At 68.3% G+C, this 25101-nt stretch carries 25 protein-coding genes; 15 read left to right on the top strand and 10 right to left on the bottom strand.

The window, feature by feature from the left end; all coding sequences use genetic code 11:
* Positions 1-14: 14 nt before the first annotated feature.
* Both FOC84_RS19675 and FOC84_RS19680 read left to right on the top strand, forming a co-directional pair.
* Positions 15-2174: a TonB-dependent receptor gene (locus FOC84_RS19675; protein ID WP_173145910.1), complete on the top strand. Its 2160-nt coding sequence runs from the start codon at positions 15-17 to the stop codon at positions 2172-2174.
* A 110-nt stretch (positions 2175-2284) separates the two neighbouring features.
* Complete coding sequence (locus FOC84_RS19680; protein WP_173145911.1) at positions 2285-2824, top strand: hypothetical protein; 540 nt, start codon at positions 2285-2287, stop codon at positions 2822-2824.
* A 53-nt stretch (positions 2825-2877) separates the two neighbouring features.
* Here FOC84_RS19680 and FOC84_RS19685 read toward each other — a convergent pair whose 3' ends face one another.
* The 3 genes from FOC84_RS19685 to FOC84_RS19695 all read right to left on the bottom strand — a co-directional run bounded on the left by FOC84_RS19685 (position 2878) and on the right by FOC84_RS19695 (position 5177).
* Complete coding sequence (locus tag FOC84_RS19685) at positions 2878-3633, bottom strand: amino acid ABC transporter ATP-binding protein (protein WP_173145912.1); 756 nt, start codon at positions 3631-3633, stop codon at positions 2878-2880.
* Positions 3630-4310, bottom strand: a complete 681-nt coding sequence (locus FOC84_RS19690; protein WP_173150280.1) for an ABC transporter permease subunit — start codon at positions 4308-4310, stop codon at positions 3630-3632. The genes FOC84_RS19685 and FOC84_RS19690 overlap by 4 nt, the downstream gene beginning before the upstream one ends.
* An 84-nt stretch (positions 4311-4394) precedes the next feature.
* Positions 4395-5177: an amino acid ABC transporter substrate-binding protein gene (locus FOC84_RS19695; protein WP_173145913.1), complete on the bottom strand. Its 783-nt coding sequence runs from the start codon at positions 5175-5177 to the stop codon at positions 4395-4397.
* Between the two features lie 194 nt (positions 5178-5371).
* Here FOC84_RS19695 and FOC84_RS19700 point away from each other — a divergent pair, with 194 nt between their 5' ends.
* Both FOC84_RS19700 and trhA read left to right on the top strand, forming a co-directional pair.
* The gene (locus tag FOC84_RS19700; RefSeq protein WP_173150282.1) at positions 5372-6457 is read left to right on the top strand and encodes a P1 family peptidase; all 1086 of its coding nucleotides are present in this window, start codon (positions 5372-5374) and stop codon (positions 6455-6457) included.
* Positions 6458-6542: 85 nt separating this feature from the next.
* Complete coding sequence (gene trhA, locus FOC84_RS19705) at positions 6543-7172, top strand: PAQR family membrane homeostasis protein TrhA (RefSeq protein WP_173145914.1); 630 nt, start codon at positions 6543-6545, stop codon at positions 7170-7172.
* Positions 7173-7179: 7 nt separating this feature from the next.
* Here the strand turns inward: trhA and FOC84_RS19710 are convergent, their stop codons facing one another.
* A complete protein-coding gene (locus FOC84_RS19710) occupies positions 7180-7653 on the bottom strand; it encodes an Lrp/AsnC family transcriptional regulator (RefSeq protein WP_088142320.1) in 474 nt (157 codons plus the stop codon).
* 138 nt (positions 7654-7791) lie between these two features.
* Between FOC84_RS19710 and kynU the strand changes: the two genes are divergently transcribed.
* Together kynU and FOC84_RS19720 are read left to right on the top strand one after the other, a co-directional pair.
* The gene (gene kynU, locus FOC84_RS19715) at positions 7792-9042 is read left to right on the top strand and encodes a kynureninase (protein WP_173145915.1); all 1251 of its coding nucleotides are present in this window, start codon (positions 7792-7794) and stop codon (positions 9040-9042) included.
* Between the two features lie 77 nt (positions 9043-9119).
* On the top strand, positions 9120-10526 hold the full coding sequence (locus FOC84_RS19720) for an amino acid permease (RefSeq protein ID WP_173145916.1): 1407 nt from the start codon (positions 9120-9122) through the stop codon (positions 10524-10526).
* A 68-nt stretch (positions 10527-10594) separates the two neighbouring features.
* On the opposite strand, the gene FOC84_RS19725 is transcribed toward FOC84_RS19720, so the two are convergent.
* From FOC84_RS19725 to FOC84_RS19740, 4 genes are all read right to left on the bottom strand, one after another.
* Complete coding sequence (locus FOC84_RS19725; protein WP_173145917.1) at positions 10595-11008, bottom strand: VOC family protein; 414 nt, start codon at positions 11006-11008, stop codon at positions 10595-10597.
* Between the two features lie 66 nt (positions 11009-11074).
* Positions 11075-11767 (bottom strand): helix-turn-helix transcriptional regulator, encoded by a 693-nt coding sequence (locus FOC84_RS19730; protein WP_173145918.1) that lies wholly within the window; start codon positions 11765-11767, stop codon positions 11075-11077.
* A gap of 76 nt (positions 11768-11843) precedes the next feature.
* Entirely contained in the window at positions 11844-12818 is a 975-nt protein-coding gene (locus FOC84_RS19735; RefSeq protein WP_217278772.1) for a hypothetical protein, read from the bottom strand.
* Positions 12815-13825: a tripartite tricarboxylate transporter substrate binding protein gene (locus FOC84_RS19740; RefSeq protein ID WP_173145919.1), complete on the bottom strand. Its 1011-nt coding sequence runs from the start codon at positions 13823-13825 to the stop codon at positions 12815-12817. Before FOC84_RS19740 ends, FOC84_RS19735 begins: the two co-directional genes overlap by 4 nt.
* A gap of 162 nt (positions 13826-13987) precedes the next feature.
* On the opposite strand from FOC84_RS19740, the gene FOC84_RS19745 reads away from it, so the two are divergent.
* On the top strand, positions 13988-14944 hold the full coding sequence (locus FOC84_RS19745) for a LysR family transcriptional regulator (RefSeq protein ID WP_173145920.1): 957 nt from the start codon (positions 13988-13990) through the stop codon (positions 14942-14944).
* Here the strand turns inward: FOC84_RS19745 and FOC84_RS19750 are convergent.
* Both FOC84_RS19750 and FOC84_RS19755 read right to left on the bottom strand, forming a co-directional pair.
* Positions 14941-15801 carry a hypothetical protein gene (locus FOC84_RS19750; RefSeq protein ID WP_173145921.1) on the bottom strand — a complete coding sequence of 287 codons (861 nt, stop codon included), beginning with the start codon at positions 15799-15801 and terminating at the stop codon, positions 14941-14943. The two genes, FOC84_RS19745 and FOC84_RS19750, sit on opposite strands and share 4 nt — an antisense overlap.
* A 143-nt stretch (positions 15802-15944) precedes the next feature.
* On the bottom strand, positions 15945-16412 hold the full coding sequence (locus tag FOC84_RS19755) for a CopD family protein (RefSeq protein ID WP_173145922.1): 468 nt from the start codon (positions 16410-16412) through the stop codon (positions 15945-15947).
* A 136-nt stretch (positions 16413-16548) separates the two neighbouring features.
* Between FOC84_RS19755 and FOC84_RS19760 the strand changes: the two genes are divergently transcribed.
* The 8 genes from FOC84_RS19760 (at position 16549) to FOC84_RS19795 (ending at position 25085) form a co-directional block, all read left to right on the top strand.
* Positions 16549-17058, top strand: a complete 510-nt coding sequence (locus tag FOC84_RS19760) for a sigma-70 family RNA polymerase sigma factor (RefSeq protein ID WP_173145923.1) — start codon at positions 16549-16551, stop codon at positions 17056-17058.
* The gene (locus FOC84_RS19765) at positions 17037-18050 is read left to right on the top strand and encodes a FecR domain-containing protein (RefSeq protein ID WP_173145924.1); all 1014 of its coding nucleotides are present in this window, start codon (positions 17037-17039) and stop codon (positions 18048-18050) included. Before FOC84_RS19760 ends, FOC84_RS19765 begins: the two co-directional genes overlap by 22 nt.
* A 175-nt stretch (positions 18051-18225) precedes the next feature.
* On the top strand, positions 18226-20781 hold the full coding sequence (locus FOC84_RS19770) for a TonB-dependent receptor (RefSeq protein ID WP_173145925.1): 2556 nt from the start codon (positions 18226-18228) through the stop codon (positions 20779-20781).
* Between the two features lie 79 nt (positions 20782-20860).
* A complete protein-coding gene (locus FOC84_RS19775; protein WP_173150286.1) occupies positions 20861-21907 on the top strand; it encodes a hemin-degrading factor in 1047 nt (348 codons plus the stop codon).
* A gap of 10 nt (positions 21908-21917) precedes the next feature.
* Positions 21918-22751 (top strand): heme/hemin ABC transporter substrate-binding protein, encoded by an 834-nt coding sequence (locus FOC84_RS19780; RefSeq protein WP_173145926.1) that lies wholly within the window; start codon positions 21918-21920, stop codon positions 22749-22751.
* Between the two features lie 22 nt (positions 22752-22773).
* Complete coding sequence (locus FOC84_RS19785) at positions 22774-23748, top strand: FecCD family ABC transporter permease (RefSeq protein WP_438800889.1); 975 nt, start codon at positions 22774-22776, stop codon at positions 23746-23748.
* Positions 23745-24533 (top strand): heme ABC transporter ATP-binding protein, encoded by a 789-nt coding sequence (locus tag FOC84_RS19790; protein WP_173145927.1) that lies wholly within the window; start codon positions 23745-23747, stop codon positions 24531-24533. Before FOC84_RS19785 ends, FOC84_RS19790 begins: the two co-directional genes overlap by 4 nt.
* A gap of 69 nt (positions 24534-24602) precedes the next feature.
* Complete coding sequence (locus FOC84_RS19795) at positions 24603-25085, top strand: YajQ family cyclic di-GMP-binding protein (RefSeq protein WP_173145928.1); 483 nt, start codon at positions 24603-24605, stop codon at positions 25083-25085.
* Positions 25086-25101: the final 16 nt, after the last annotated feature.

Raw genomic sequence — 25101 nt, forward strand, 5'->3', positions numbered from 1 at the left:
TTTTGTGTGCATGTATGCAACGCTTCTATCTGTATGCCCCCTTGGTCGGCGCCGGACTGCTGACCGCCGCCATGGCCGCGCCCAGCGCCGCGGCCGATATTCCGCAACTGCCGTCGATCCAGGTCACCGCCGAAGGCCAGCCCGATGACGGCCGCCTGCGGCCGATGGGGGCGACGCCGCCCGCAGCCTCGATCGACCACAATGTCACGCAGGCGGTCAGCGTGGTCGACAGCCAGGACATCGACCGCCTGAACACCATGAGCACGCTCGACCTGCTGGGCCGCGTGCCCAACGCCACCATCAGCCGCAGCGGCGGCATCGCCGGCACGTTGTTCCTGCGCGGGCTGAACACCAACGACATGCGGGTGCCGATGTTCATCGACGGCGACCGCTTCCGCGGCCGCAATACGCTGCAGTTCATGCTCATCAGTCCGACCGAGATCGAACAGGTCGACGTGGTGCGCGGGCCGAACTCCTCGCGCTTCGGCAGCGACGGCCTGGGCGGACTGGTCAATTTCGTGACCAAGCGGGCGCATGGCAACCTGAGCCAGCCCTTCGGCCTGAACGGCGGCGAAGCTTCGGTCACGTACAACACCAACGGCGATGGCGTGCAGAGCAACGTGGCGCTGGAAGGCGCCGGCGACGGCTTCGACCTGCGCGTCTACGCCACCGGACGCCGCGCCAGCAACTACGACAGCGCGGCGGGCGAAGTGCCCAACAGCGACTTCCGCGGCGCCGGCGGGGGCATCGTGCTGGGCTACATGCCCGATGCCCGTCAGCGCATCGAGGCCAGCGCGCGCGTGGCCTACGTCAAGGACGGCGCGGCCGGGACCGTGCCGCCATATCCACTGAGCTACAGCCGCCGCGATCCGTTGAAGGTCAAGCAGGGCAGGCTGGCCTACACGGGCGAGTTCGACGGCGCCATCAGCGTGCTCAAGGCCAGCGTCTATGTGAACGAGTTCGGCACCGTCATGGCTACGCATAACCAGACCAATCCGGCGCGCGTGGTCGATGCGCGCAACAACGTGATCGGTCCCGTCGTGTGGGGCGGCAGCGTTGCCGCGACGGTGCCGTGGGCCGACACCAACACGACCTTCGGCCTGGACTTCATGCATGAACGCCGTCCCGGATCGGAATCGCGCAGCGATATCACGGTGCGTCGTCCGAATGGCACCACCACGACCACCAGCACGCCCTACGTCAAGACGGGGCCAGACCAGTACCAGACCAACGTCGGCGCGTTCCTGACCACGGAATGGAAGCCCGCTCCCAAGTGGACCGTTACCGCCGGCGGCCGGTTCGACTGGTTCAAGTCGGATGTGGGCTTGGAGCCCTTGCCGTCGCCTAATCTGCTGCCGGCCTTCCGCGCCGCGCAGAACACGACCGAGACTGCCACCACCGGCAGCCTGGGGCTGTCCTACCGCGCCACTGACGTGGTCGAACTGCTGGGCAGCGTGGGCAGTTCGTTCCGCATGCCGTGGACCTCGGAGATGTTCAGCAGCGGCTATACCGGAACCAGCTACACCATCCCCAATCCGGGCCTGAAGCCGGAACGCGGCGTCACCGTGGAAGCCGGCACCCGGCTGCACTTCGAGCAGGCCACGGTCGGCCTGACCGCGTTCCGCAGCAACTACAGCGATTTCCTGGAGAACGTCACCACCACCTACGAAGGCCTGCCCGCCACGCAGCGCCGCAACGTGGGCCGGGCGCGGATCCAGGGGCTGGAGCTGGATTGGCGCTGGCAGCTGAGCCGCGAGGTCAACCTGTACGGCAACGCCAGCTACCTGCACGGCACCAACCGCACGACGGACACGCCGCTGCAATCGATCGCGCCCTTCAGCGGCCTGGTCGGTCTGCAATACATGAGCCCCAATGAAGCCTATGCGCTGAGCGGCGAACTGCAATGGGCCAAGGGCCAGAGCCGCTATGCGGAACGCGCGGAGTATCCGGCGGCGGGCTTCGGCGTCGTGAATCTCTACGCCCAGTTCCAGCTGGATCGCCTGGGGCTGCCGCAGGCTGGCAATACTCAGGTCGTGCTGGGCGTGAACAACCTGTTCGATCGCGCCTACCGCACGGCGGCCACCTCATCCAACGTGGCCTACGCCATGACCGATCTGAATCCGCTGCTGGAACCCGGCCGCAGTTTCAGCCTGACGCTGCGCACGCGCTTCTGAATCCGCCTGTCCATCTGGACGCGCCCCGGCGCGTCCTTCAACCCTGACCTACTCTTGCGCCAGCGGGCCGCCATGGCGGCCCGCGACCGCGCACGACACGGAGATATTCCATGACTACCCCCGAACAACGCGCTTCCTCATTGACCGTGATGGCCGAAGAAGGGCCGCTGCCCATCTGTTTCGACGCGGTCCAGGCCTATCATGGCCACGGCGCGCTTGCCATGTTGGCGCTGACTTTCCAGGGCCTGCGCGGCGCGCTGCCCACGCTGGAGCAAGACGGCGTGCCTGTGCCGCGCAAGGAGCTGTCCGTCATCAGCGGGCATCCGGGTCCGGGCGTGCGCGACGCATTCGAATTCGTCACGCGCGCCGTCACGCGCGGCTGCTACTCGGTAGATCTGACCCTGCCCGAAGCGCGCTACAGCCGTGGCGCGGACAAGTCGTACAGCTTCCATCTGCGCCGCGGCGCGCGCAGCGTCCAGGGCGTGTTGCGCCCGGGCGTGCTGCCGCCGGAGTTCTTTGATTTGCTGGGAAATCCCGCGCCGGACGCGCAGCGCGTCCACGCCGAACTGCGGCGCGACATCGCCGCGCGGGTCATCGCGGCCGAACCCGCAACGCTGTTCGACTTTTTCGTGACAGAAAGCCAGGACTGACACGGCGCGGACGAGGGGGCCGGGCGGGATTCCCGCCATCGGCCCCAGCCGTCCTACAGCGCCGCTTCCTGCGTCAGCGTCGAGATGAACGCGGCGGTGCGCGGGTCGGAGGGCTGGGTGAACAGGGTGCGCGAATCGCCGGATTCGACCACGCTGCCGTCCAGCAGGAATACCACTTCGCGCGACACGCTGGCTGCCAGGCGCAGGTCGTGGGTGGCCATCAGCATGGTCATGCCTTCGGCCGCGAGCTGACGCAGGACGTCCACCACTTCGGCCGCCAGGCCCGGATCCAGCGCCGAGGTCGGCTCGTCGCACAGCAGCACGCGCGGCGCGGGCGCCAGCGCCCGGGCGATGGCCACGCGCTGCTGCTGGCCGCCAGACAGGTTGGCGGGCCAGGCGTCGCGCTTTTCCAGCATGCCGACCTTGCGCAGCAGCTCCTCGGCGCGGGCGCGCGCGCGCTCCAGCGGCCACTTCTGCACGGTCAGCAGGCCTTCCATGACATTGCCGATCACGGTCTGATGCGGGAACAGCTGGAAGTTCTGGAACACCATGCCGGTCTGCTTGCGCACGCGCTGGACCTGGTCGCGCGAAAGCTTGCGGCCGGGTTCGAAATGCACCGTCTCCGGCCCGATCTCCAGCGTGCCGCGGTCCGGCACTTCCAGCAGGTTCACGCAGCGCAGCAAGGTGCTCTTGCCGCTGCCGGACGGACCGATCAGGGCGGTGACGCTGCCTTCGGCGATGCTCACGTCCACTTGCTTGAGCACGGGATTGCCGCCGAACGCCTTCTCTATCTTTTCCAGGCGGATCATCGGTTCTTCTCGTTAAAGACCGCGTGCTGGCCGAAGCGCCGTTCCAGGCGCACCTGCGCGGCGGACAGCACGGAACTGAACACCAGGTAGATCAGCGCCGCCTCGGTGTACAGGATCAGCGGTTCATAGGTGACGGCGGCAATGCGCTGCGCGGCCTGGAAGATCTCGGGCACGGTCAGCACCGCCGCCAGCGAGGTGTCCTTGACCAGCGCGATGAAGGAATTGGACAGGGGCGGCACCGCCACCCGCGCCGCCTGCGGCAGGATGGTCCGGCGCAGCGCCTGTCCGCGCGTCATGCTGAGCGAATAGGCCGCTTCCCATTGGCCCTTGGTGATGGATTCGATGGCGCCGCGTATCACTTCCGAGTTGTACGCGCCCACGTTGAGGGTGAAGCCGATCAGCGCGGCGGGCAGCGGATCCAGCACGATGCCGACGCTGGGCAGGCCGTAGAAGATCACGAACAGCTGCACCAGCAGCGGCGTGCCGCGGATCAGCCAGACGTAGAAGCGCACCACGGCCACCAGCGGCGCGGGGCCGAACAGCCGGATCAGCGCCACCACGAAGGCCAGCGCCAGGCCCAGCGCGAACGACATCAGCGTCAGCGGAACCGTGAACATCAGCCCCGCGTGCAGCAGGGGCCAGAACGAGTCCAGCATCAGCTGCACCCAGGCCGGCACCGCCCAGGTGCCGAGTTGCGCCAGCAGCCAGTCGGGCAGGACGGCTTGCAGCCAGGGGGGTAGCGTCATGTGCGCTCCGCTCGTTTATTGCGCCGACAGGTCCGTGCCGAAGTACTTGACCGAGATGGTCTTGTAGGTGCCGTCCGCCTTGATGTCGGCCAGCGCCTTGTTGATGGCGGCCTGCAGTTCGGGATTGCCCTTGCGGATCAGCACGCCCGAGTTGCTGAACTCGGCGGTCTTGTCGGTGGCGGCGATCTTGACCTTGGCATTGGGCTTCTGCTTCTTGAAGTCCAGGAACGACAGGTTGTCGTTCACCGTGGCCTCGACCCGGCCCGAAGTCAGCAGGTCGATGGCTTCATTGAAGCCCTGCACCGCGATCACTTCCGCGCCATGCTTTTGCGCCAGCTTGCCGAAGTTGCTGGTCAGCGTGTTGGCGGATTTCTTGCCCTTCAGGTCGTCGAAGGACTTGATGCTGGTGTTGTCGTCGCGCACGATCAGCACGGCGGCCGACGAGATGTAGGGGTCCGAAAAATCGTACTTGGCGCGGCGCGCGTCGGTGATGCCGACCTGGTTGATCACCGCGTCGTAGCGCTTGGCGTCCAGGCCGGCGATCAGGCCGTCCCACTTGCCTTCGACGAATTGCGGCTTGACGCCCAGGCGTTCGGCGATGGCGCGGCCGATGTCCACGTCAAACCCGGTAAGCTGGCCGGATGCGTCGTGGAACGTGAAGGGGGCGTAGGTGCCTTCGGTGCCGATCTTGAACACGCCGGCGGATTTGATCTGGTCCAGTCCGGATTGGGCATGGGCCGCGGACAAGGCGGCGACCTGGACGAGGCCGGCGACGAACAGCATACGGAAGAGTTTCATGGCGGTGCTCCACGGATGGCAGATATCTCGGTGGAGAGCATCCGTGCCTGCAATGCCCTCCGGCGTAGCCGCACTCTAACAACGCGTCTATTTTTCCACAAAGCATAAGGAATAGTAAAAATATAGCTGCAAGTCATATGGTGATACCCATGCCCCGGCGCGTTTCCGCCGGGGTTCATCCAGGCAGGACTTCGATGGAGATCGGTGTGGAACAGCAATGGAACAGGCGGGCTTTCATGATGGCGGCCGCGGGCGCGGCGGCAGCGGGCGCGATGCCCGCCCAGGCCGCGGACGGCACGCGGCTGATGCCGGGCAGCGGCAGCATCACGCAGGTGGCGGGGCTGCGGGTAGGGCACTACACCGACACGCGCCGTCCCACGGGCTGCACCGTCATCATCGCCGAGGCCGGCGCGACCGCCGGGGTCGATGTGCGCGGCGCGGCGCCGGGCACGCGCGAGACCGACCTGCTCAATCCCGTCAACATGGTGGAAAAGGTGCACGCCGTGGTGCTGTCTGGCGGCAGCGCGTTTGGTCTGGATGCGGCCTCGGGCGTCATGCGCTATCTGGAAGAAAAGAAGATCGGCTTTGACGTGGGCGTGGCGCACGTGCCCATCGTGCCTTCGGCCATCCTGTTCGACCTGGGCGTGGGCGACGCCTCGATCCGGCCGGACGCGGCCGCCGGTTACCAGGCCTGCAAATCGGCCACGGACGCCGCGCCGCAGGAGGGCAACGTGGGCGCGGGAGCGGGCGCGACAGTGGGCAAGCTGTATGGCCCCAAGCGCGCCATGAAGGGCGGCATCGGCAGCGCCTCGCTGACCGTGGCGGGCGTGACGGTGGGCGCCATCGTCGCGGTCAATGCGGTGGGCGACGTGGTGGACCCGGCCACCGGGCGCATCCTGGCCGGCGCGCGCACCGCGGACGGCAAGATGCTGCTGGACACCCGCGCCGCCATCCTGGCGGGCGACCTGCCCAAGTCCATGCGTCCGGGCACCGCCACCACCATAGGGCTGGTCGCCACCGACGCCAAGCTCACCAAGGCGCAGGCGCAGAAGATCGCCGGCATGGCGCACGATGGCCTGGCCCGCACCATCAATCCCATCCACACCATGCTGGACGGCGACACCATTTTCGCGCTGGGCACGGGTACGTCCGGCAAGCCGGGCAACGTCATGCTGCTGGGCGTGATGGCGGCCGAGGCGATGGCGATCGCGGTGCAGCGCGCCATCCTGTCGGCGCGCGCGCTGGAAGGCTATCCGGCGGCGGTGGACTTCGTCGCCTGAAGGCCGCGCGTCCTGACCTCGGCCTGTCACACAAGAGCGCCATCATGGGGGGCGCCGGCGCGTGGCCGGCGGGCGGAGGGCGTGCATGTACAAGGGCGAACGATTCAACGGCGCGACCCACCTGGCCGGCCTGGCGCTGGCCGTGGCTGCTTCGGGCGCCTTGATCGCTCGCGCCGCCGAACTCAAGGTGGATACGCGGCAAGTCGTCGCCTGCGCCGTGTTCGCCGCGTCGATGATCGCCGTCTACGCCTCTTCGGTGCTGTTCCATTGCTCGCGCGGCCGCCGCAAGGCGCTGTGGGCCAAGGCCGACCATTGCGCGATCTACCTGCTGATCGCCGGCACCTACACGCCGCTGGCCTACGGGCCGGTGGAGCACGGCTGGGGCGCGGCCATGGGCGTGGCGATCTGGGCGCTGGCCGCCATCGGCATCAGCCGCGAGCTGTGGTGGGCGCGCGGCGCGGCGCCGGCCTTGCCCTTGTATTTGGCGATGGGTTGGCTGGGCGTGATGTTCGCCGCGCCGATCGCGGGCGCCTTGTCCGCGGCCGGACTGGCCTGGCTGCTGGCCGGCGCGGCCATCTACACCGCCGGCACGCTGTTCTACGCCAATGACCAGCGCTGGCCGCACGCCCACGGCATCTGGCATCTGTTCGTCATGGGCGGCACGGCCTGCCATTTCGTGACGGTGTTCGGCTTTCTGAGGCTGAGCCCGGCCTGAGCCGGCCCTAACGCCAGCTGGCCAGCGGCAGCATGCCGCCGCGGTTCTTCACTTTGCGCATGACGATATGCGAGGACAGGTTGCGCACGCCTGGGATCTTGCTGAGCTTGTCTTCGACGAACTGCGAGAACGCCTTCAGATTGCGCGTGCACACCGTCAGGATGTAGTTGGAGGCGCCCGTCACGATGCTGGCCTCGGTGATCTCGTCATGCAGCGCGATGCCGGCCAGGAATTCCTCGTGCCAGCCTGGGCGCGACTGGTCCAGCGACACGTGGACGATGGCCTCCAGCTCGAAACCCAGTTTTTCCGCGTCCAGCACGGCGCGATAGTTGCGGATCAGTCCGCTTTCTTCCAGCGCGCGCACCCGCCGCAGGCAGGCCGAGGGCGACAGCGCCACCTGCTCGGCCAGGTCCTGGTTGCTGAGGTGGCCGTCTTCCTGCAGCCGGTAAAGAATGCGCTGGTCTATGGCATCGATTTGCATGGTGCAATCAAATTCCAAAAATATTGGTTATGTGCAATCCAATGCGGAAACCTAGGGTATTCCGCGCCTGATTTTGCAATTTATCAGCCTGATCGCGCTGATAGTATGTATCCAGAATATAGCCCTTTGGAGCAGAAAATGAACACCCGCGACGCCTGCGTCAACGCCGACCGCCTGGACCCCCTGGCGCCTCTCAAAGACCGTTTCGACCTGCCGCCGGGCGTCCTCTACCTGGACGGCAATTCCCTGGGCGTGATGCCCAAGGCCGCCGCCGCCCGCGCCGCCGCCGTGATCAGCCAGGAATGGGGCTCGGGCCTGATCCGCAGCTGGAACACCGCTGGCTGGTTCGAACTGCCCGCCCGCCTGGGCGACAAGCTGGGCCGCCTGCTGGGCGCGCGCGACGGCGAGCTGGTCGTGACCGACACGACCTCGCTGAACATCTTCAAGGCGCTGGCCGCCGCCCTGCGCATCCAGCAGCACGAGCACCCCAAGCGCCGCGTCATCCTGTCCGAGCGCGACAACTTCCCCACCGATCTCTACATGATCCAGGGCATGATCGACCTGCTGCAGCAGGGCTACGAAATGCGCCTGATCGACGACGACCTGCCGCTGGAAAAGGCGCTGGATGAGTCCGTGGCGGTGATGCTGCTGTCGCACGTGAATTACCGCAGCGGCCAGATGCACGACATGGCCGCCGTGACCGCGCTGGCGCACGAGCGCGGCGCGCTGGCCATCTGGGACCTGGCGCACGCCGCGGGCGCGGTGCCGGTGGACCTGAACGGCGCCGACGCCGACTTCGCCGTGGGCTGCACCTATAAGTACCTGAACGGCGGCCCCGGTTCGCCCGCCTTCATCTGGGTGGCGCCGCGCCACACCAAGGACTTCTGGCAGCCGCTGTCCGGCTGGTGGGGCCACACGCGGCCGTTCGACATGGCCGTGGCCTACGAGCCGGCCGGCGGCGTGCGCCGCTACCTGTGCGGCACCCAGCCCATCGTGTCGCTGTCGCTGGTGGAATGCGGCCTGGACGTGGCGCATGCCGCCGACATGGCCGAGGTGCGCAAGAAATCGCTGGCGCTGGGCGACCTGTTCATCGCGCTGGTCGAAGAACGCTGCGCCGGCCATCCGCTCACGCTGGTGACGCCGCGCAAGCACGCCGACCGCGGCAGCCATGTCAGCTTCCGCCATCCCAACGGCTTCGAGGTGATGCAGGCGCTGATCGCGCGCGGCGTGATCGGCGACTACCGCGAGCCCGAGGTGCTGCGCTTCGGCCTGACGCCGCTGTACTTCGGCTATGCCGACGTCTGGGACGCCGTCGACATCCTGAAGGACGTGCTGGACACGCGTTCCTGGGACAAGCCGGAATTCAAGCACCGCGCCGCCGTGACCTGAGCCCCGCGGCGCAACCCCATTGCGCGGGCCAAACCGGCCCTACATCCATAAAGAGAGCGCAGGACCTGGAGGAGACAATGCAACAACAAAGAGGATTCGGCCAGATCGCCGAACGCGAGCAGGGCCTGAAGCGGCGGTTGACGTCGGGCCAGATGAGCATGATCGCCATCGGCGGCGCCATCGGCACGGGCCTGTTCCTGGGCAGCAAGTTCGCCATCGGCTTTGCCGGCCCCAGCGTGATCATCAGCTACGCCATTGGCGGCCTGATCACGCTGTTGCTGATGGGCTGCCTGGCGGAAATGACGGTGGCGCATTCCACCTCGGGCTCGTTCGGCGCCTATGCCGAGCACTATGTCGGCCCGCTGGCGGGCTTTCTGGTGCGCTACGCGTACTGGTCCTGCGTGGTGCTGGCGGTAGGCACCGAGGTCACGGCCGTGGCCGAGTACATGAAGTTCTGGTTTCCGGACGTGCCCGGCTGGCAGTGGGTCTGCCTGTTCTCGGCGGCGCTGATCGTCATCAACGCCATGAGCGTCAAGACCTTCGGCACGGTCGAATACTGGTTCTCCACGATCAAGATCACCGCCATCGTGGCCTTCATCATCCTGGGCGCCTACGTGGTCTGGGGCAACCCGCAGTACGGCACCGCGCTGTACACCTCGCACGGCGGATTCTTCCCGAACGGCGTCTGGGGCATGTGGATCGCCGTGGTCATCTCGATCTTCAGCTACCTCAGCGTGGAAATGATCGCGGTGGCGGCGGGCGAAGCCGAAGACCCCGAGCGCGCGGTCAAGCAGGCGTTCCGCGCCACCATCGTCCGGCTGGTGGTGTTCTACCTGCTGACGCTGGCGCTGATCCTGGCCATCGTGCCCTGGGACGAGGCCGGCAAGGGCGGCAGCCCCTTCGTCAAGGTGATGCAGGCGCTGGAGATTCCGGGGGCGGCGGGCGTCATCAACTTCATCGTGCTGGTGGCGGCGCTGTCGGCCATGAACAGCCAGCTGTACATCACCACGCGCATGATGTTCAGCCTGTCGCGCGCCGGCCATGCGCCGTCCGCGTTCGGCCGGCTGACCCGCAACGGCACGCCGCTGAACGCGCTGCTGCTGTCGACCAGCGGCATCGCCATCGCGGCGGTGCTGAACGTGCTGTATCCCGAGACCTCGTTCACGCTGATGATGGCGATTTCGATGTTCGGCGCGCTGTTCACGTGGATGATGATCTTCGTGACCCACTATTGCTTCCGGCGCCGCTGGGCGCGCGAAGGCGGCGGGAAACTGTCGTTCCGCATGCCGGGCTTTCCGGTGCTGACCCTGCTGGGCGCGGGCGCGATGCTGGCCATCCTGGCCACCACCTATTTCACCAGCGTCTTCAAGATGACGCTGGTGTTCGGCGTGCCGTTCCTGCTGGTGCTGGCCGTGCTGTACCAGCTGCTGTTCCGCAGGCGTGCCGAAACCGTGGCGCTGACCCCGCGCGATCAGCGCTCCTGATATTGCTGCGCCCGGTTCAGCCACGGGCCCGAGGCCAGCGCCTCAGGCCCGTACTTGATCCCCGTACCTCAAGCGCTGGCCATGGCGGGCGCGGCCTGCTCCGCGGCCTGTTCCTGAGGCGCCGGCGCGAACACGCGCAGCCGGTGGCCGTCGGGATCCAGCGCCACGAAGGTTCGGCCGAAATCCATGTCGGTGGGCGCCTGCAGGATGGGCAGGCCGCGCAGGCTCCAGTCCAGGTGGCGGCGGTCCAGCGCCTGCGCGTCGGGAACGGTGAAGGCCAGTTCGGTCGCGCCGCCGCGGCCAGCGGCGGCAGGCTCCACGGTATAACGCGACCACAGGCCCAGCATCAGGCCGGAATCCAGCCTGAACAGCGCGAAAGTGGGCGAGCTTTCCAGGGGCGGACGCTGCAGCAGGGCGCTGTAGAACGCCGCGCTGGCGGCCGGCTTTTCGACGTAGAAAATCACGAAATTGGTGTCTGACATGATGCGCTCCGGGTGGTAGACGCGCTCATCTTAGACAGGGGTGCTGTCAGTTTTTGGCAGTAGCTTTCATCCGCATTGTTTGGGCGAGCGATCGATCGCGCGCCACTCCTTCAGCAGCGCATGGCGGCGCTTGGGATAACGCGCGCCCGGCGTCAGCGTGGCGATGCGGTCGGTGCGGAAATGGCGGAAATCCTGGCGCAGTTCGCACCAGGCCATGACGATGCGCACGCTGTCGAAGAAACCCAGCGCAAACGGCCAGATCACCCGCGTGGAATCGGCGCCCTTGTCGTCGCGGTAGGTGATGTCGATCTTCTGTTCGCAGCGTATGGCCTGGCGGATCAGCGACAGGTCCACGCGGTCCACCACCTGCATCGCGCTGGGACCGACCAAGAGCGGTATCGCGTCCAGCCCGTCGCGCAGTTCCGCCGGCAGCACCGCGCCGATCTTGGCCAGCGCGTTGCTCGCGGCCTGCGCCAGGCGCGGGTCGGCACGGTCGGCCACCCAGCGGGTGCCCAGCACCAGCGCCTCGATCTCTTCGGTGCTGAACATCAGCGGCGGCAGCATGAAACCGGGCCGCAGCACGTAGCCCACGCCCGGCTCGCCCTCGATCTCGGCGCCCTGCGATTGCAGGGTGGCGATGTCGCGGTACAGCGTGCGGATGCTGACGCCGAGGTCGGCGGCCAGCTGGCGGCCGCTGACGGGGCGGCGATGGCAGCGCAAGGTCTGCATCAGGCCCAGGAGGCGTTCGGTGCGGGACATGGGGGCAGGCGGGGATGACGGATCCATAATGCTGCCACGAAATGGCAGCAGGCGGGGACCCGTCCGCGGCGGGAATTCAGGCCGGCGGCAGGGCCATCAGCCAGTCGTGCACGCGCGCGGCAAGGTCCAGGCTGTTGCGGTCCATCATCAGCATGTGCGAATTGCCGGCGATGCCCAGTTCAGGCAGCGACAGCAGGGTGACGCAAGCGTGCCGCTGCGTGAAATCGCGCACCCGCTCGCGCATGTTCGGCCAACGCGGGTCCGTGTCCATGTTGTCGCCCATGAGGATCAGCGTGGGCGTGCGGTAGCCGGCGTCCAGCGGCGGGATGCTGGCCGGCTCCAGCGCCACCACGGCACGCACCAGGTCGGGCCGGGCGGCGGCCGCGCGGATGCCGAACACGCCCGCCTGCGAATGGCAGATGACGATCATGCGGCCGACCCGCTCCAGCAGAGCCAGATAGCCGCGCAGGATGGCGGCGTCGGTATGCACCCAGCGCGGCACCATCTGCGCGGCCAGGTCGCCGAAGGCTTGCACCGGGAACTGTGTGTTGCCATAGGCGCCGTCGGGGCCGGGGCGGGCGCCCGGGCGACCGATGCGAAAGCGCGTGTAGCAGTCCTCTTGCGTCTGCACGATGGGGCCTTCGGGCCAGACCCCGGGGACCGGCGCGTAGCCCGAGCGGCCGCGTTCCACGGCATCGCAAAGATAGGCGTCCCAGCCGCGGCGCAGGAAGGCGTGGAGCCAGCCCTGGCGGCCGTCGGGCGTGGTCTCCCACGCCGCGCCGGTCATGCCGCCGCCGTGCCAGAACGCCAGCGGCGCGCGGCCGCTGGCCGGTTCGGCCAGGAAGTACTGCGCATACATCTGCTCGACGCGGTAGGTGCCGTTGGGGTCCAGCGCGACGGGTTGACCGCCCTCGGCCATGACGACTTCGCGCCGCGGCTGGCCCGACAGGCTCACCTCGCGCCCGCCGACATGGAAGGCGCCCATGTCTCGCAGCCGGATCGGGGCGAGCGCGTCCGATGCCGCGCGGCCGGGTTCGTCGTCCGCCATCATTCCGCCCGGATGTGGTTGGCCTGGATCACGTCCTTCCAGCGCGCGGTTTCGGCCACTACGAAGTCCCCTAGCGCCTGGCGCGGGCCGGCGGCGGTTTCCACGCCCAATTCGCGCATCTTGGCGGCGACCTCGGGCGCCTGCAAGGCGTCGTTGAAGGCGCCGTGCAGCGCGGCCAGCGTGGCGTCCGGCGTGCCGGCCGGGGCCATGATGCCGAACCAGGGCGTGATCAGGAAGTCGGCCACGCCGGCCTCGGCGAAGGTCGGCACGTCCGGAATGGCCGGCGCGCGCTTGGCGCTGGCCACGGCCAGGGCCCGTAGCTTGCCCGCGCGGATGTTCGCCAGCGAAGCCGGCAGGTTGTCGAAATACATGTCGACCTGCCCGCCCAGCAGGTCGGCCGCGACCTGCCCGGCGCCCTTGTAGGGGATGTGCGCCACGTCGATGCCGGTGCGCAGCTTCAGCAGTTCCGTGGCCAGGTGGGCCGAGCCGCCCACGCCCGACGAGGCCGAGTTCAGCTTGCCCGGATGGGCGCGGGCGTAGGCCAGCAGCTCGGCCACGGTTTGCGCCGGCACCTTGGGATTGACGACCAGCACGCTGGGCACCGTGCCGACCATGGCCACAGGAGCGAAATCCTTGACGATGTCGTAGGGGGCGGGCTGGTAGAGCGAGGGCGCGACCGTGCAGCCGAAGGCGCACATCAGCAGCGTGTAGCCGTCGGGCGCGGCGCGGGCCACGGCCTGCGCGCCGATATTGCCGCCGGCGCCGGCGCGGTTTTCCACGATCAGCGGCTGGCCCAAGCGCTTGGCCAGGCTGTCGCTGAGGAGGCGTGCCAGGATGTCGGGCGTGCCGCCAGCGGGGAAGGGCACCACCAGCGTCACGGGACGTTCGGGGAAGGCGGCCACGGCCGGCTGGGCGGCGCCCATGAGCAGCGCCGCACCGGTCAGCGCGGCCGCCATCCAGCGGCGGGGGGAAGCGCGCCAGCGCGCGGCGGTCAGGCCCAAGGGGTTCATTGCGGCGGTCTCCGGAAAGTCGGGTCGGGTGCGGAAGGCCCCGATCTGCCGCGGACTGTAGCCAAGGCCGGCCGCCTTGCCCAATGCCGGTTGCGCAAGCCATATATGCCAAAAATGATATGAAATTTCCAATGCATGCCTTTAGAGCATAGTATGGGTGGCATGAGCGACGCCCAATCCTTGCCCTATCTGCGCCGGCTGGACATGAACCTGCTGCTGACGTTCGACGCCCTCATGCGCACGCGCAGCGCCACGGCCAGTTCGGCCCTGCTGCACAAGACGCAGCCGGCCATCAGCCGCGACCTGGCGCGCTTGCGCCTGCGGCTGGAGGACCCCTTGCTGGTGGTGGTGAAAGGCCGTTTCATCCCGACGGAGCGCGCGCTGGAGCTGCATTCGGCGGTGCACGACGCGCTGGCGCAGATCGAATCCGCGCTGCGTCCGCCGGAAGCCTTCGATCCTGCCAAGGCCGGCGGCGTGGTCAATATCGGCACCGGCGCGCACAGCGAGATCCTGTTGGCGGCGCCCCTGATCGAACGCCTGCATCGCGCCGCACCCGGCATCACGCTGCGCTTCCAGTCCGTGCACGGGGATTTCGTTCCCGACGATCTCGACGCGGAACGCCTGGACTTGGCCATCGGCCTGTTCGGCAAGGTACCGGCGCGGTTCCACCGCGACACGCTGTTCAAGGACCGGCGCGTCTGCGTGGTGTCGGCCAAACATCCCTGGGCCGGGCGGGGCGCGCTGACGCTGGCGGACCTGCCGTCCATCAAGTGGTTTGCCTTCGCCCAGATGTACGGCCGGGAGACCAACTTCGACCGGGCGCTCAAGCCGGACGCGGCCCGCCTGGAGTTTTCGGCCTATCTGTCGGGCTTTGGCATCACGCCCTATGTGCTGCTGGACACCGATTACGCGACCACCATGCCGGCCAGCGTGGCGCGCGCGCACGCCCGGCATTTTCCGCTGGCGACGCTGGAGCTGCCCGCCAGCCTGCGCAAGATCGAGCTGGTGATGGTGTGGCCGCGGCGCCTGCACACCTCGCCGCTGCAGGCCTGGCTGCGCGGGCTGATCCGCGAGGTGCTGCGGGAACGCGCGGGCGCTCCCGCAGCCGGCGCGGCTTAGGAGCCGACCTTCTTGCCCGTGGCCACGTCGATGGCCGAGCCGTCTTCCAGGCTGACGCGGTAGATTTCGCGCACCACGTTGCCGGCGAAGCCGATCTCGACGATGGAGACGTCCTTGAAGGTGGTGTTGATGCCGTCCGGCAGCACGGCGTTGAACTTGTCGGACTCCTGCTTCATGGCGTCCTGCAGGCGCGCGTCGTACGGCGCCATGCTGTAGACCAGCGTGGTGTGCGGGTTGTGCGCGCGCACTTCCTTGCCGTCCTGCATGATGTTCACGCCGCTCACGCCCATGGTCTTGACCAGGTCCTTTCCGGCATCGCCCATCTTGGCGTAGACCGGGCCGGTGACGCGCGGCAGCGGGCCGTCGCGCAGCGGCGCCAGGGCGGCGGTGGCCACGGTGTTGTAGCGCATCATGTCCTCGAAGCCCTGGCCGCTCTTGACCACGCCCAGGTCCAGCCACCACGGGTGGCCCGCGCCCTTGGCGGCTTCGGTGGGATAGAAAGTCTTCAGCGTGATCTGCAAGGGGGCCGGCGGCTTGGGCAGGGCCTTGAGCATGCGGGCAGGCGTTTGCGGGTCGGCGCTGTGGATGTGCACCACCGTCACGTGCGGCATGTTGGGCGTCTCGGCTTCGGTCTTCAGGCCCAGTGTGAGCAGGTCGGCCTTCAGCGTGCCGTTGATCTTGGCATCCAGGACGGCGTTGACGTCCTGGGGCAGGCGGTAGACCACGCCGTAGGTGGCCTTGTGCTCGCGGAACCCAGGCTGGTCCAGGGAGCTGTTGTCGATGGGGGCGGCGGCATGCGCGGCCGAGGCGGAAACGAACAGGCCGAGGGCGGCCAGCTGGAAGACACGCTTGATCATGGAGATTCCTTTTGTTTGTGTAGGCCCGCGAGAGTCATCCGCAGTGTGGCCAGCGCGGATGTAATGCGTATTGCACCAAGCAAAAGAATTCCGATACCAGTCATCGCATGACCGATAGCTGGCGGGCGCCGGCTGATATCCAGCTACCCCAGAAAGACGATGGCCACGATGGCGATGCCCAGCAGCAGGTTGATGCCGACCCAGCGGCGGATGCCGCCCATGGCTTGCCCGCCCTGGGGCCAGTCCGCGGCTGCGACCGCCGCCCGCAGCTGCGGGTAGAGCACGAAGCGGATATAGGCGTAGATGGCCGTCATGACCAGGCCGCCCGAGGCCATGAGGGTCCAGCTGCGCGGCATGAAGAAGGCGCCGCCCGTCTGCGCGGCCTGGCTGGCTTCCTGGCCGATCATGACCGCGCCGGAAAACAGGATCAGCACGATGGCCGCCAGCACGGCGTTCAGGAACGGCCCCAGCACGGACGCCATCAGCCGCAGCCGTACCGGCGGTTCCAGCTGCGCGGCCGCCGGCCGCAGGAAACAGTGCGCGAACAGCATGCCCCCGACCCAGAGGATCACGGCCATCAGGTGGATGAATTTGAGCGCGGCATAGAGCATGGGGCAGGCCTGTAGGGGGGAATCCGTCCCCATCATATCCCCGTCAAGCGCTGCGCGCGGACTTGACCGGAATCATGGTTTTGCATTTAGAATGAGATTGATTTCTATTTGTAGTTGATAGTTCAGGGAGCCCTCCGTGCCGAATCCCGCGGTCGCAGCCAGCGACAACGTCCATCTGCTTTACCGCGCTCATCATGGATGGCTGCATGGCTGGCTGCGCGCCAAGCTGGGCAACCCCTTCGACGCGGCCGACCTGGCGCAGGACACTTTCGTGCGGGTGCTGCGCCACCGCCACGAACTGGACGCCCTGCGCGAGCCGCGCGCCTATCTCACCACCATCGCCAAGCGCCTGCTGTTGAACCACCATCGGCGGCGCTCGGTGGAGCAGGCCTACCTGGAAGCCCTGGCTCTGATGCCAGAGGCGCTGGCGCCCTCGGCCGAGCAGCGCCTGATCATCCTGGAAACGCTGCAGGAAATCGACGAGATGCTGGCGGGCCTGTCCCTGCCGGCCCGCCAGGCATTCCTGATGGCGCAGCTCGAAGGCTTGAGCCATGGCGAAATCGCCGCCCGGCTCAACGTGTCGCTGCGCACCGTGCACCGCTACATCGCCAAGGGATTCGAGCAATGCATCATGGCGTCGATCTGAGCCCGCAGGCCGAGGCGGCGCCCGAGCCGCCGCCCGTCGAACGCAGCGTGGCGCGCGAGGCCGCGCGCTGGCTGCTGCGGCTGAGTTCGGGCCGCGCCACCGACGCCGACCAGCGTGCCTGTGAACAATGGCGCGCCAGCAAGGCCGAGCACGAGCATGCCTGGCAGCGCGCGCAACGCGTGAACGAACGCTTCGGCCTGATTCCGGCGGCGCTGGGCATGGCGACCTTGAACCGCCCCGAACTCGGCAGCCGCCGCGCCGCGCTCAAGACGCTGGTTGCGCTGGTGGTGGCCGGGCCCGTCGGCTGGGCCGCCTGGCGCGCCGATCCGCTGGACTGGACCGCGGACTATCGCAGCGCGCCGGGCGAGCGGCGCGAAGTGGCCTTGGCGGACGGCTCCACGCTGCTGTTGAACACGGCCAGCGCCGTCGACGTGATGTTCAGCTCCACGGCCCGCCTGCTGCGCCTGCGCGCCGGCGAGATCGCGGTACATGCCGTGGCCGATACGGCGCCTGCGCCACGGCCCTTCGTGGTGCGCACCCGCCTGGGAGACATCGAGGCGCAGGCGTCGCGCTTCTGCGTGCGGCAAGAGGGCGGGTTGTGCCGCGTCAGCGTGCAGGAAGGGCGGGTCCGTGTCGGCAGCGCCGCGCATCCGCGCAGCCTGGTCAGCCTGGCGGCTGGCGAACAGAGCAGCTTGACGGACGAGGGCGCGTCGCCGCCGTCACTCGCGGACCCGCATGCCAGCGACTGGCAGCGCGGCGTGCTGTACGCCCAGCGCATGCGCCTGGACGCCTTCGCGGCGGAACTTGGCCGCTACCGTTCCGGCATGTTGCGGTGCGACCCCGAGGCTGCGCACCTGCGCATCTCGGGCGCGTTCCAGCTGCGCGACACCGATGCGGTCCTGGCGGCGCTGCCCGCGACCCTGCCGGTGCAGGTGCGCTACCGCACGCCGTACTGGGTGACGATCACCTTGCGCGCGGCCGCCGAGGCCTGAATCCGCGCTGTTACAAAAAACTGGAGGGCCAGCTGTCCGATTCGGATTTCACGAGGGTCATGGTCTGTAGAGGCAAACGAATGCCGACACCTGTTGGATCGAAAGGACGACCATGGCTTATCTACCCGCCGGCCGCGCAAGCGGCTCCCGACCCGCCCGAGGCCTGCAATGCCGTATGACCCGCGTCGCCGCCGCCGTGCATGCCGCGCTGGCGCTGGCCGCCCTGTCCGCGGCTCTGCTGCCGGCGAGCGGCGCATGGGCCCAGCCTGCGCAGCAGACGCAGGCGCGCGGCTATCGCATTCCCGCGGGCGCGCTGGCCGAGGCGCTGCCGCGCTTTGCCGACAGCGCGGGCGTGACGGTGCTGTTCGATGCGGCGCTGGTGGGCCAGCGCCGCACGGCGGGGCTGGATGGGGTCTATTCCGTGAATGACGGCTTTGCGCGCTTGCTGGCGGGCAGCGGCCTGGGCGTGCAGGAGCGCAGTGCCCGCGTCTACGTGCTGCAGGCGGTCACGCCCGCGGACGTGACGCAGCTGGCGCCTGTCCAGGTCGACGGCGAGGGTGCGCCGGTCACGCCGGCCTGGGAAACCAGCACCGACCGCAAGCGCCTGGACGAGCTGCAGGTCAGGAACTGGACCGACTTCGGCAGGCGCGCCGAGCCCGGCGTGAACTTCAACCGCACGACCAACAGCATCAACATCCGCGGCCTGGACCAGGACCGCGTGCTGACGCGGGTGGACGGCATCCGCCTGCCGTGGCTGGACGACGGCGCGCGCGGCCTGAAGGGCGGGCTGGAGGCGGTGGACTTCAACAGCCTGTCGCGCCTGGACATCGTGCGCGGCGCCGACGCCAGCAGCGGCGGTTCCGGCGCGATTTCCGGCATGGCCGACCTGCACACGCTGCAGCCGTCGGACCTGTTGACCGACGGCAAGACCCTCGGCGCGCTGGCCAAGACAGACTACGACACGGCCGACAGCAGCTGGGGTGCCAACGCGGCGCTGGCCGGCCAGATCCACAGCAACACGTTCTGGCTGGTGCAGGCCGGCGTGCGCAACGGCCATGCCCTGGACAACCGCGGCGACGTGGGCGGCTATGGCCCCAAGCGCAGTGAACCCAGTCCGGAAGACTATGACCAGCGCAGCTTCCTCTTGAAGCTGCAGCAGCGCGTCGAAGGCGGCCACCGCTTCGGCCTGACAGGCGAATACTTCAAGCGCAACGCCGACATCGACAGCATGTTCGAGCAGGGCGCGGGCACCAGCTACCTGTACGGCGAGAACAGCACGCGCAAGGAAACCGAGCGCCAGCGCGTGTCCTTCGATTATTCGTACAAGGCGCCTGGCGAGGGCAGCCTGATCGACACCGCCACGGCGGTCGTCTATTGGCAGCGCCTGCAGCTGGACAGCTCGCTGAGCGGCGTGCGCAGCGTCGATTCCCGTGCCTACCGCTGGCGGGGGGATCCCTACTACTACGGCTATCCCAGCGGCCCCTACGGCCGTAGCAATTCCATCCGACAGACGATGTTCGGCTTCAACGGCGAAGTCACCAAGCGGCTGGCGGGCGCGACGGCATCTCAGCTGTGGACGATAGGCGGCGAGTGGTACGGCAACAAGACCGAGCAGTACTCCAGCGGCTACGACAATTGCCCCGCGATTCCCCCCGGCACGGCGGCGCCCATGGGCCCGCGCCTGTGCGACATGCTGCACACCAACCAGGCCGACGTGCCGCAGTCCAAGGGCAATCAATGGGCCCTGTGGGTGCAGGACGAATTCAGTTTCGCCGACGGCCGCTACACCATCATGCCGGCGCTGCGCTATGACCACTACGAACAGAAGCCGCAGTCCACGGCCAGCTACGAAAGCAACCCGAATGCGGGCGCGCTGCCGCCGTCCAACAGCGGCAGCCGCTTCTCGCCCAAGCTGCTGGCCACCTGGAAGGCGGCGGACGAGCTGAGCCTGTATGCGCAGTACGCCTACGGCTTCAAGGCGCCCAGCCCGACCCAGCTCTACACCAACTACGGCGGCCCCGGCACCTACCTGCGCGTGGGCAACCCCTATCTGAAGCCCGAAACCAGCAAGGGCTGGGAGCTGGGCGCCAAGATCGGTTCCGATTCCCTGGGCGGCGCGGTATCGTTGTTCGACAACCGCTACCAGAACTTCATCGACGGCGATGTGCCGCTGAACGCGTCCTCGCCCCAGTGGCAGCCGGGCTGGGCCGGACAGTATCCCTTGGGCGTGACCGGCAACGTCAATCGCGCCAAGGTGCGCATCTATGGCGCCGAAGCCAGCGCGCATTGGAAGTTTTCGCCAGGCTGGCGCACCTGGGGCTCGCTGGCGTGGGCCGTGGGCAAGGACGAAGGCACGGGGCAGTACCTGAACTCGGTGGCGCCGCTGAAGGCGGTGCTGGGTCTGGGCTACAGCCGCGACGCGTGGGGGGTGGACGCCATGCTGACCACCGCCCTGAAGCGCGACAAGGTCGAGTATCCCGAGCCCACGGCCACGGCGCGCAATCCCGATTTCCAGGCGCCCGGCTACGGCGTGGTGGACCTGATGGGCTATTGGCGTCCGGCCGCGGTGAAGGGGCTGCAGGTGCAGGCAGGCGTATTCAACCTGTTCGACAAGAAGTATTGGGAGGCCATCAACGTGCCGACCGCCGGCGCCATCGCCATTCCGCGGCCGGTCGATTGGTACACGGAACCGGGACGCAGCCTGCGCGTCTCACTGACATACCAGTATTGATCCAGACCCGCCGCCGGTCCGGGCAATACCGGGGCGGCGGCGGTCTACGCAAACCTTAGCAACGGCCGGAGGGCCCATGATGAGCAATACCGATTTCACGTCCCGCGCCCAGGAACTGCGCGCCCGCAACGAGGCCCTGGCCGCCTCGCAACCCAAGCTGCGCGCCCGCAACCTGGCGCAGGCGCTGGGAGTGTCCGAAGCCGAGTGGGTGGCGGCGGAGTGCGGCGGCCTGAAGGCTACGGCCCTGCACGGCACGCCCCAGGAGATCTTCCGCGAATTGGGCACGCTGGGTCCGGTCATGGCGCTGACGCGCAACGACTGGTGTGTGCACGAGCGTCACGGCGTGTATGAGGACATCCAGGCCGACGGTCCGGTAGGCCTGGTGCTGGGGCCGGACATCGACCTGCGTGTGTTCTTCACGGCCTGGAAGTCGGCCTGGGCAGTCGAGCAGGACGGCCGCCACAGCCTGCAGTTCTTCGACGGCGCGGGCGTGGCGGTGCACAAGGTCTATCGCACCGAGGCCACCGATGCCACCGCCTACGACGCTCTGGTCGCCAAGTTCGCGGGCGAGGCGCAATGGCCCGAGACCCAGCCCTATGCGCCCGCCGCCGACGCCGACCGGGTCGAGGACAGCGCGCAATGGCGCGAGGCCTGGCTGGGCATGCAGGATACGCACGAGTTCTTCCCCCTGCTGCGCAAGTTCAAGGTGTCGCGCCTGGCGGCCCTGGCGGCCGCGGGCGAGGATCTGGCGCAGCCGGTGCCGGCCGACGCCGTTGAACGCATGCTGGAATCCGCGGCGCAGTCCGGGCTGTCCATCATGTGCTTCGTGGGCAACCGGGGCATGATCCAGATCCATACCGGCCCGGTGCAGCAGTTGCGCCGCACCGGCCCCTGGTACAACGTGCTGGATCCCAAGTTCAACCTGCACCTGGACACCACCGCCATCGCCTCGGCCTGGGTGGTGAACAAGCCGACCTCGGACGGCTGGGTCACCTCGCTGGAGCTGTATTCCTCCACCGGCGACCTGATCGCGCAGTTCTTCGGCGAACGCAAGCCGGGCAAGCCGGAACTGGCGCAATGGCGCGAACTGATGATCAGCCTGTGCAGCGTGCCGCTGGCCGCCTGAGGACGACGCAATGAAGACATGGTTGGCAGTGGCTGTGGGATGGGCGCTGGCCGCCGCCGCGCAAGCGGCGCCGCCCGAAAGGGTGGTGACGCTGGGCGGCAGCGTGACCGAAATCGTGTATCAGCTGGGGCAGGGCGGCAAGCTGGTGGGAGACGATCTCTCCAGCCTCTACCCGGAGGCGGCGACCAGGCTGCCGCGGGTGGGCTACTACCGTTCGGTACCGGTGGAAGGCGTGCTGGCGCTCAAGCCCGACCTGGTACTGGCGTCCGAGCAGGCCGGCCCGCCGGACGCGCTCAAGCGTCTGGGCGAGGTGGGCGTGCCGGTGGTGACGGTGCCGGATTCGCCCTCGGTCGATTCGCTCAAGGCGCGCATCCGCAACATCGCCGAGGCGCTGGACGTGGCCCCGGCTGGCGAGCGCATGGTGCAGGACATCACGCGCGACCTCAAGGCGGTCGAAGCCATCCCGGTCACGAATGCCCGCGCCATCCTGCTGCTCAACCGTACCGGCGCGTTGCAGGGAGCGGGGCGCGGCACCGCCGCTAACGAGGTCATGGCGATGGCGGGGCTGGTCAACGTGCTGAAGGACCAGCAGGGCTACAAGCCCGTGTCGGCCGAGGCCGTCAGCGCGCTGGCGCCGGATGTGATCGTCGTGACCAGGACCTCGCTCGAAGCCTCCGGCGGCATGGAGAAACTGCTGGCCATGCCGGGCCTTGCCTCGACGCCCGCCGCTGCCCGCAAGCGCGTGATCGTCATGGACGACCTACTGCTGCTGGGCATGGGGCCGCGGCTGCCGCAGGCGCTGACCGAACTCAAGCGGGAGGCGGCCGGTGCCATGGCGCGCTAGCACGGGGCGCACGGCGGCGCCGCTGGCCTTGCTGGCGCTGGGCGCTGCCCTGGTGGTCGCGGCCCTGGCCGCCAGCAGCAGCGGCGCGGTCCGCATTCCGCTGGGCGAGTTGCCGTCCCTGTTGTGGGGACAGCCCGCTCCCGGCAGCGAACTCTGGCGCAACGTGCTGATCGACATCCGACTGCCGCGGGTGCTGTTCGCGCTGGTGGCAGGCGCCGCGCTGGCCGTCGCGGGCGCCGCCATGCAGGCCCTGTTCCGCAATCCCCTGGCCGAGCCCGGGCTGATCGGCATTTCCGCCGGCGGCGCGCTGGGCGCGGTCGGCGCCATCGTCCTGACCTCGGGCGGTTTCTGGATACTGGCGCCGGCGGCTTTCCTGGGCAGCCTGCTGGCCACGTTCTGCGCCTATGTGCTGGGCCGCAGGGTGCCTGGCGTGGCGGGGCTGCTGTTGGCCGGCATTGCGATCAATGCGGTGGCCGGGTCCCTGATCGGACTGTTCACCTTCGTGGCCAATGACGCCCAGCTGCGCGACCTGACCTTCTGGAGCATGGGCAGCCTGGCGGGGGCGAACTGGACGCTGCTGGCGTTCCTGGGGCCTTGGGTGCTGCTGCTGTCACTGTGGCTGATGGGGCAGTGGCGGGTCATGAACGCCTTGTTGCTGGGCGAGCGCGAGGCCCAGCATCTGGGCTACGCGCTCAAGCGCGTGCGCGCCCAACTGGTGCTGGCCTGCGCACTGATGATAGGACCCTTGGTGGCCGCCACGGGCGGCATCGCCTTCGTCGGCCTGGTGGTGCCGCATCTGGTGCGCATGACCCTGGGCGCGAATCACCGTTGGTTGCTACCCGCTTGCGTGCTGGGCGGCGCGCTGGCGCTGGTGCTGGCGGACTGGCTATCGCGCGTGGCGGTGGTGCCGGCCGAATTGCCCATCGGCCTGGTCACCAGCCTGGTGGGCGGGCCGTTCTTCTTGTGGCTGCTGGCGCGCGGCCGGAGGCAGGGATGATGCTGGCGGCCGAAGACCTGATACTGGTGCGCGGCGGCAACCGCATCCTGGACCGCGTGTCGTTGGCCTTGCGGCCCGGCGAAGTCGTGGGCCTTTTGGGCGCCAACGGCGCGGGCAAGTCCACGCTGCTGGGGGCGCTGTCGGCCGAACTGGCGCCGGAAGCCGGCCAATTGCGGTTGGGCGATACCGAACTGGCACGGTTGCCGCACCGGCAGCAGGCGCGGCAGCGCGCCGTGCTGCCGCAAAAGCCCGGGCTGACCTTCGATCTGGACGTGCGTGAAGTGGTGGCGATGGGCGCCTACCCCTTTCCGGAGCTGTCGCCGGCCGAGGTGGACGCGCTGGTGGATCTGGCCCTGGGCTGGGCCGACGTATTCCACCTTCGAGCGCGGCGCTATCCCGAACTGTCGGGCGGCGAGCAGCAGCGGGTGCAGTTCGCGCGGGTGCTGGTGCAGTGCAAGGCGGCGCGCGCGCCAGGCGAGCCGCGCTACCTGCTGTTGGACGAGCCCACCGCCAGCCTCGACCCCAAGCACCAGGGCGATCTGCTGCGGGTCGCGGCGGAGCTGGCCCATGCCGGCGATACGGGCGTACTGGTGATCCTGCACGACATGAACCTGGCCGCGCGCTGGTGCGACCGCCTGCTGCTGCTCTGTGCGGGCCGCGCCATCGCCGCGGGCACGCCCGCGCAGGTGCTGACGCCGGCCAATCTGTACCTGGCCTATGGCATCGAAGCGCAGGTCATCGCGCATCCGCTGCGGCCGGAGCGGCTGTTGGTGGTGACGACGTGACGCGGGGCGCGGGGTCGGTAAAATGGAGGCAGCAAGTATTTTTCCCACCCAATTACAGGACCCCGTGTCATGCCTACTTTTGACGTCGTCTCCGAAGTCGACAAACACGAACTCTCCAACGCTGTCGACCAAGCCAACCGCGAACTCGCCACCCGCTTCGATTTCAAGGGCAGCGACGCCAAGTTCGAACTCGACGAATTTGTCGTGACCCAGGTCGCTTCCAGCGCGTTCCAGCTCAAGCAGATGCTGGACATCCTGCGCGGGCGCTTGGCGGCCCGCGGCATCGACGTGCGTTGCCTGGACGTGGCCGATCCCCTCGAAAACCTGGGCGGCGCGCGCCAGAAGGTCACCATCAAGCAGGGCATCGAACAGCCGGTGGCCAAGAAGCTCATCGCCGCCATCAAGAACGCCAAGCTCAAGGTGGAATCGCAGATCAACGGCGACAAGCTGCGCATCAGCGGCAAGAAGCGCGACGACCTGCAGACCGCCATCGCGCTGCTGAAGAAGACCGACGTCGACCTGCCCCTGCAGTTCGAGAACTTCCGCGACTGATCCGCCCCGCGCCGGG

Origin of the sequence: Achromobacter pestifer, assembly GCF_013267355.1 — a bacterium.
In the GTDB taxonomy this organism is placed as follows: Bacteria; Pseudomonadota; Gammaproteobacteria; order Burkholderiales; family Burkholderiaceae_B; genus Achromobacter; species Achromobacter pestifer_A.

Excerpts from the sequence above, each read along its gene's own strand:
- FOC84_RS19740 (WP_173145919.1), bottom strand. The coding sequence starts at position 13,825 with ATGAACCCCTTGGGCCTGACCGCCGCGCGCTGGCGCGCTTCCCCCCGC.
- FOC84_RS19710 (WP_088142320.1), bottom strand. The coding sequence starts at position 7,653 with ATGCAAATCGATGCCATAGACCAGCGCATTCTTTACCGGCTGCAGGAA.
- FOC84_RS19725 (WP_173145917.1), bottom strand. The coding sequence starts at position 11,008 with ATGTCAGACACCAATTTCGTGATTTTCTACGTCGAAAAGCCGGCCGCC.
- FOC84_RS19735 (WP_217278772.1), bottom strand. The coding sequence starts at position 12,818 with ATGATGGCGGACGACGAACCCGGCCGCGCGGCATCGGACGCGCTCGCC.
- FOC84_RS19775 (WP_173150286.1), top strand. The coding sequence starts at position 20,861 with ATGAGCAATACCGATTTCACGTCCCGCGCCCAGGAACTGCGCGCCCGC.
- FOC84_RS19675 (WP_173145910.1), top strand. The coding sequence starts at position 15 with ATGCAACGCTTCTATCTGTATGCCCCCTTGGTCGGCGCCGGACTGCTG.
- FOC84_RS19730 (WP_173145918.1), bottom strand. The coding sequence starts at position 11,767 with ATGTCCCGCACCGAACGCCTCCTGGGCCTGATGCAGACCTTGCGCTGC.
- FOC84_RS19765 (WP_173145924.1), top strand. The coding sequence starts at position 17,037 with ATGCATCATGGCGTCGATCTGAGCCCGCAGGCCGAGGCGGCGCCCGAG.
- FOC84_RS19695 (WP_173145913.1), bottom strand. The coding sequence starts at position 5,177 with ATGAAACTCTTCCGTATGCTGTTCGTCGCCGGCCTCGTCCAGGTCGCC.
- FOC84_RS19770 (WP_173145925.1), top strand. The coding sequence starts at position 18,226 with ATGACCCGCGTCGCCGCCGCCGTGCATGCCGCGCTGGCGCTGGCCGCC.
- trhA (WP_173145914.1), top strand. The coding sequence starts at position 6,543 with ATGTACAAGGGCGAACGATTCAACGGCGCGACCCACCTGGCCGGCCTG.
- FOC84_RS19720 (WP_173145916.1), top strand. The coding sequence starts at position 9,120 with ATGCAACAACAAAGAGGATTCGGCCAGATCGCCGAACGCGAGCAGGGC.
- FOC84_RS19685 (WP_173145912.1), bottom strand. The coding sequence starts at position 3,633 with ATGATCCGCCTGGAAAAGATAGAGAAGGCGTTCGGCGGCAATCCCGTG.
- kynU (WP_173145915.1), top strand. The coding sequence starts at position 7,792 with ATGAACACCCGCGACGCCTGCGTCAACGCCGACCGCCTGGACCCCCTG.
- FOC84_RS19680 (WP_173145911.1), top strand. The coding sequence starts at position 2,285 with ATGACTACCCCCGAACAACGCGCTTCCTCATTGACCGTGATGGCCGAA.
- FOC84_RS19750 (WP_173145921.1), bottom strand. The coding sequence starts at position 15,801 with ATGATCAAGCGTGTCTTCCAGCTGGCCGCCCTCGGCCTGTTCGTTTCC.
- FOC84_RS19790 (WP_173145927.1), top strand. The coding sequence starts at position 23,745 with ATGATGCTGGCGGCCGAAGACCTGATACTGGTGCGCGGCGGCAACCGC.
- FOC84_RS19795 (WP_173145928.1), top strand. The coding sequence starts at position 24,603 with ATGCCTACTTTTGACGTCGTCTCCGAAGTCGACAAACACGAACTCTCC.
- FOC84_RS19700 (WP_173150282.1), top strand. The coding sequence starts at position 5,372 with ATGGAGATCGGTGTGGAACAGCAATGGAACAGGCGGGCTTTCATGATG.
- FOC84_RS19745 (WP_173145920.1), top strand. The coding sequence starts at position 13,988 with ATGAGCGACGCCCAATCCTTGCCCTATCTGCGCCGGCTGGACATGAAC.
- FOC84_RS19780 (WP_173145926.1), top strand. The coding sequence starts at position 21,918 with ATGAAGACATGGTTGGCAGTGGCTGTGGGATGGGCGCTGGCCGCCGCC.
- FOC84_RS19755 (WP_173145922.1), bottom strand. The coding sequence starts at position 16,412 with ATGCTCTATGCCGCGCTCAAATTCATCCACCTGATGGCCGTGATCCTC.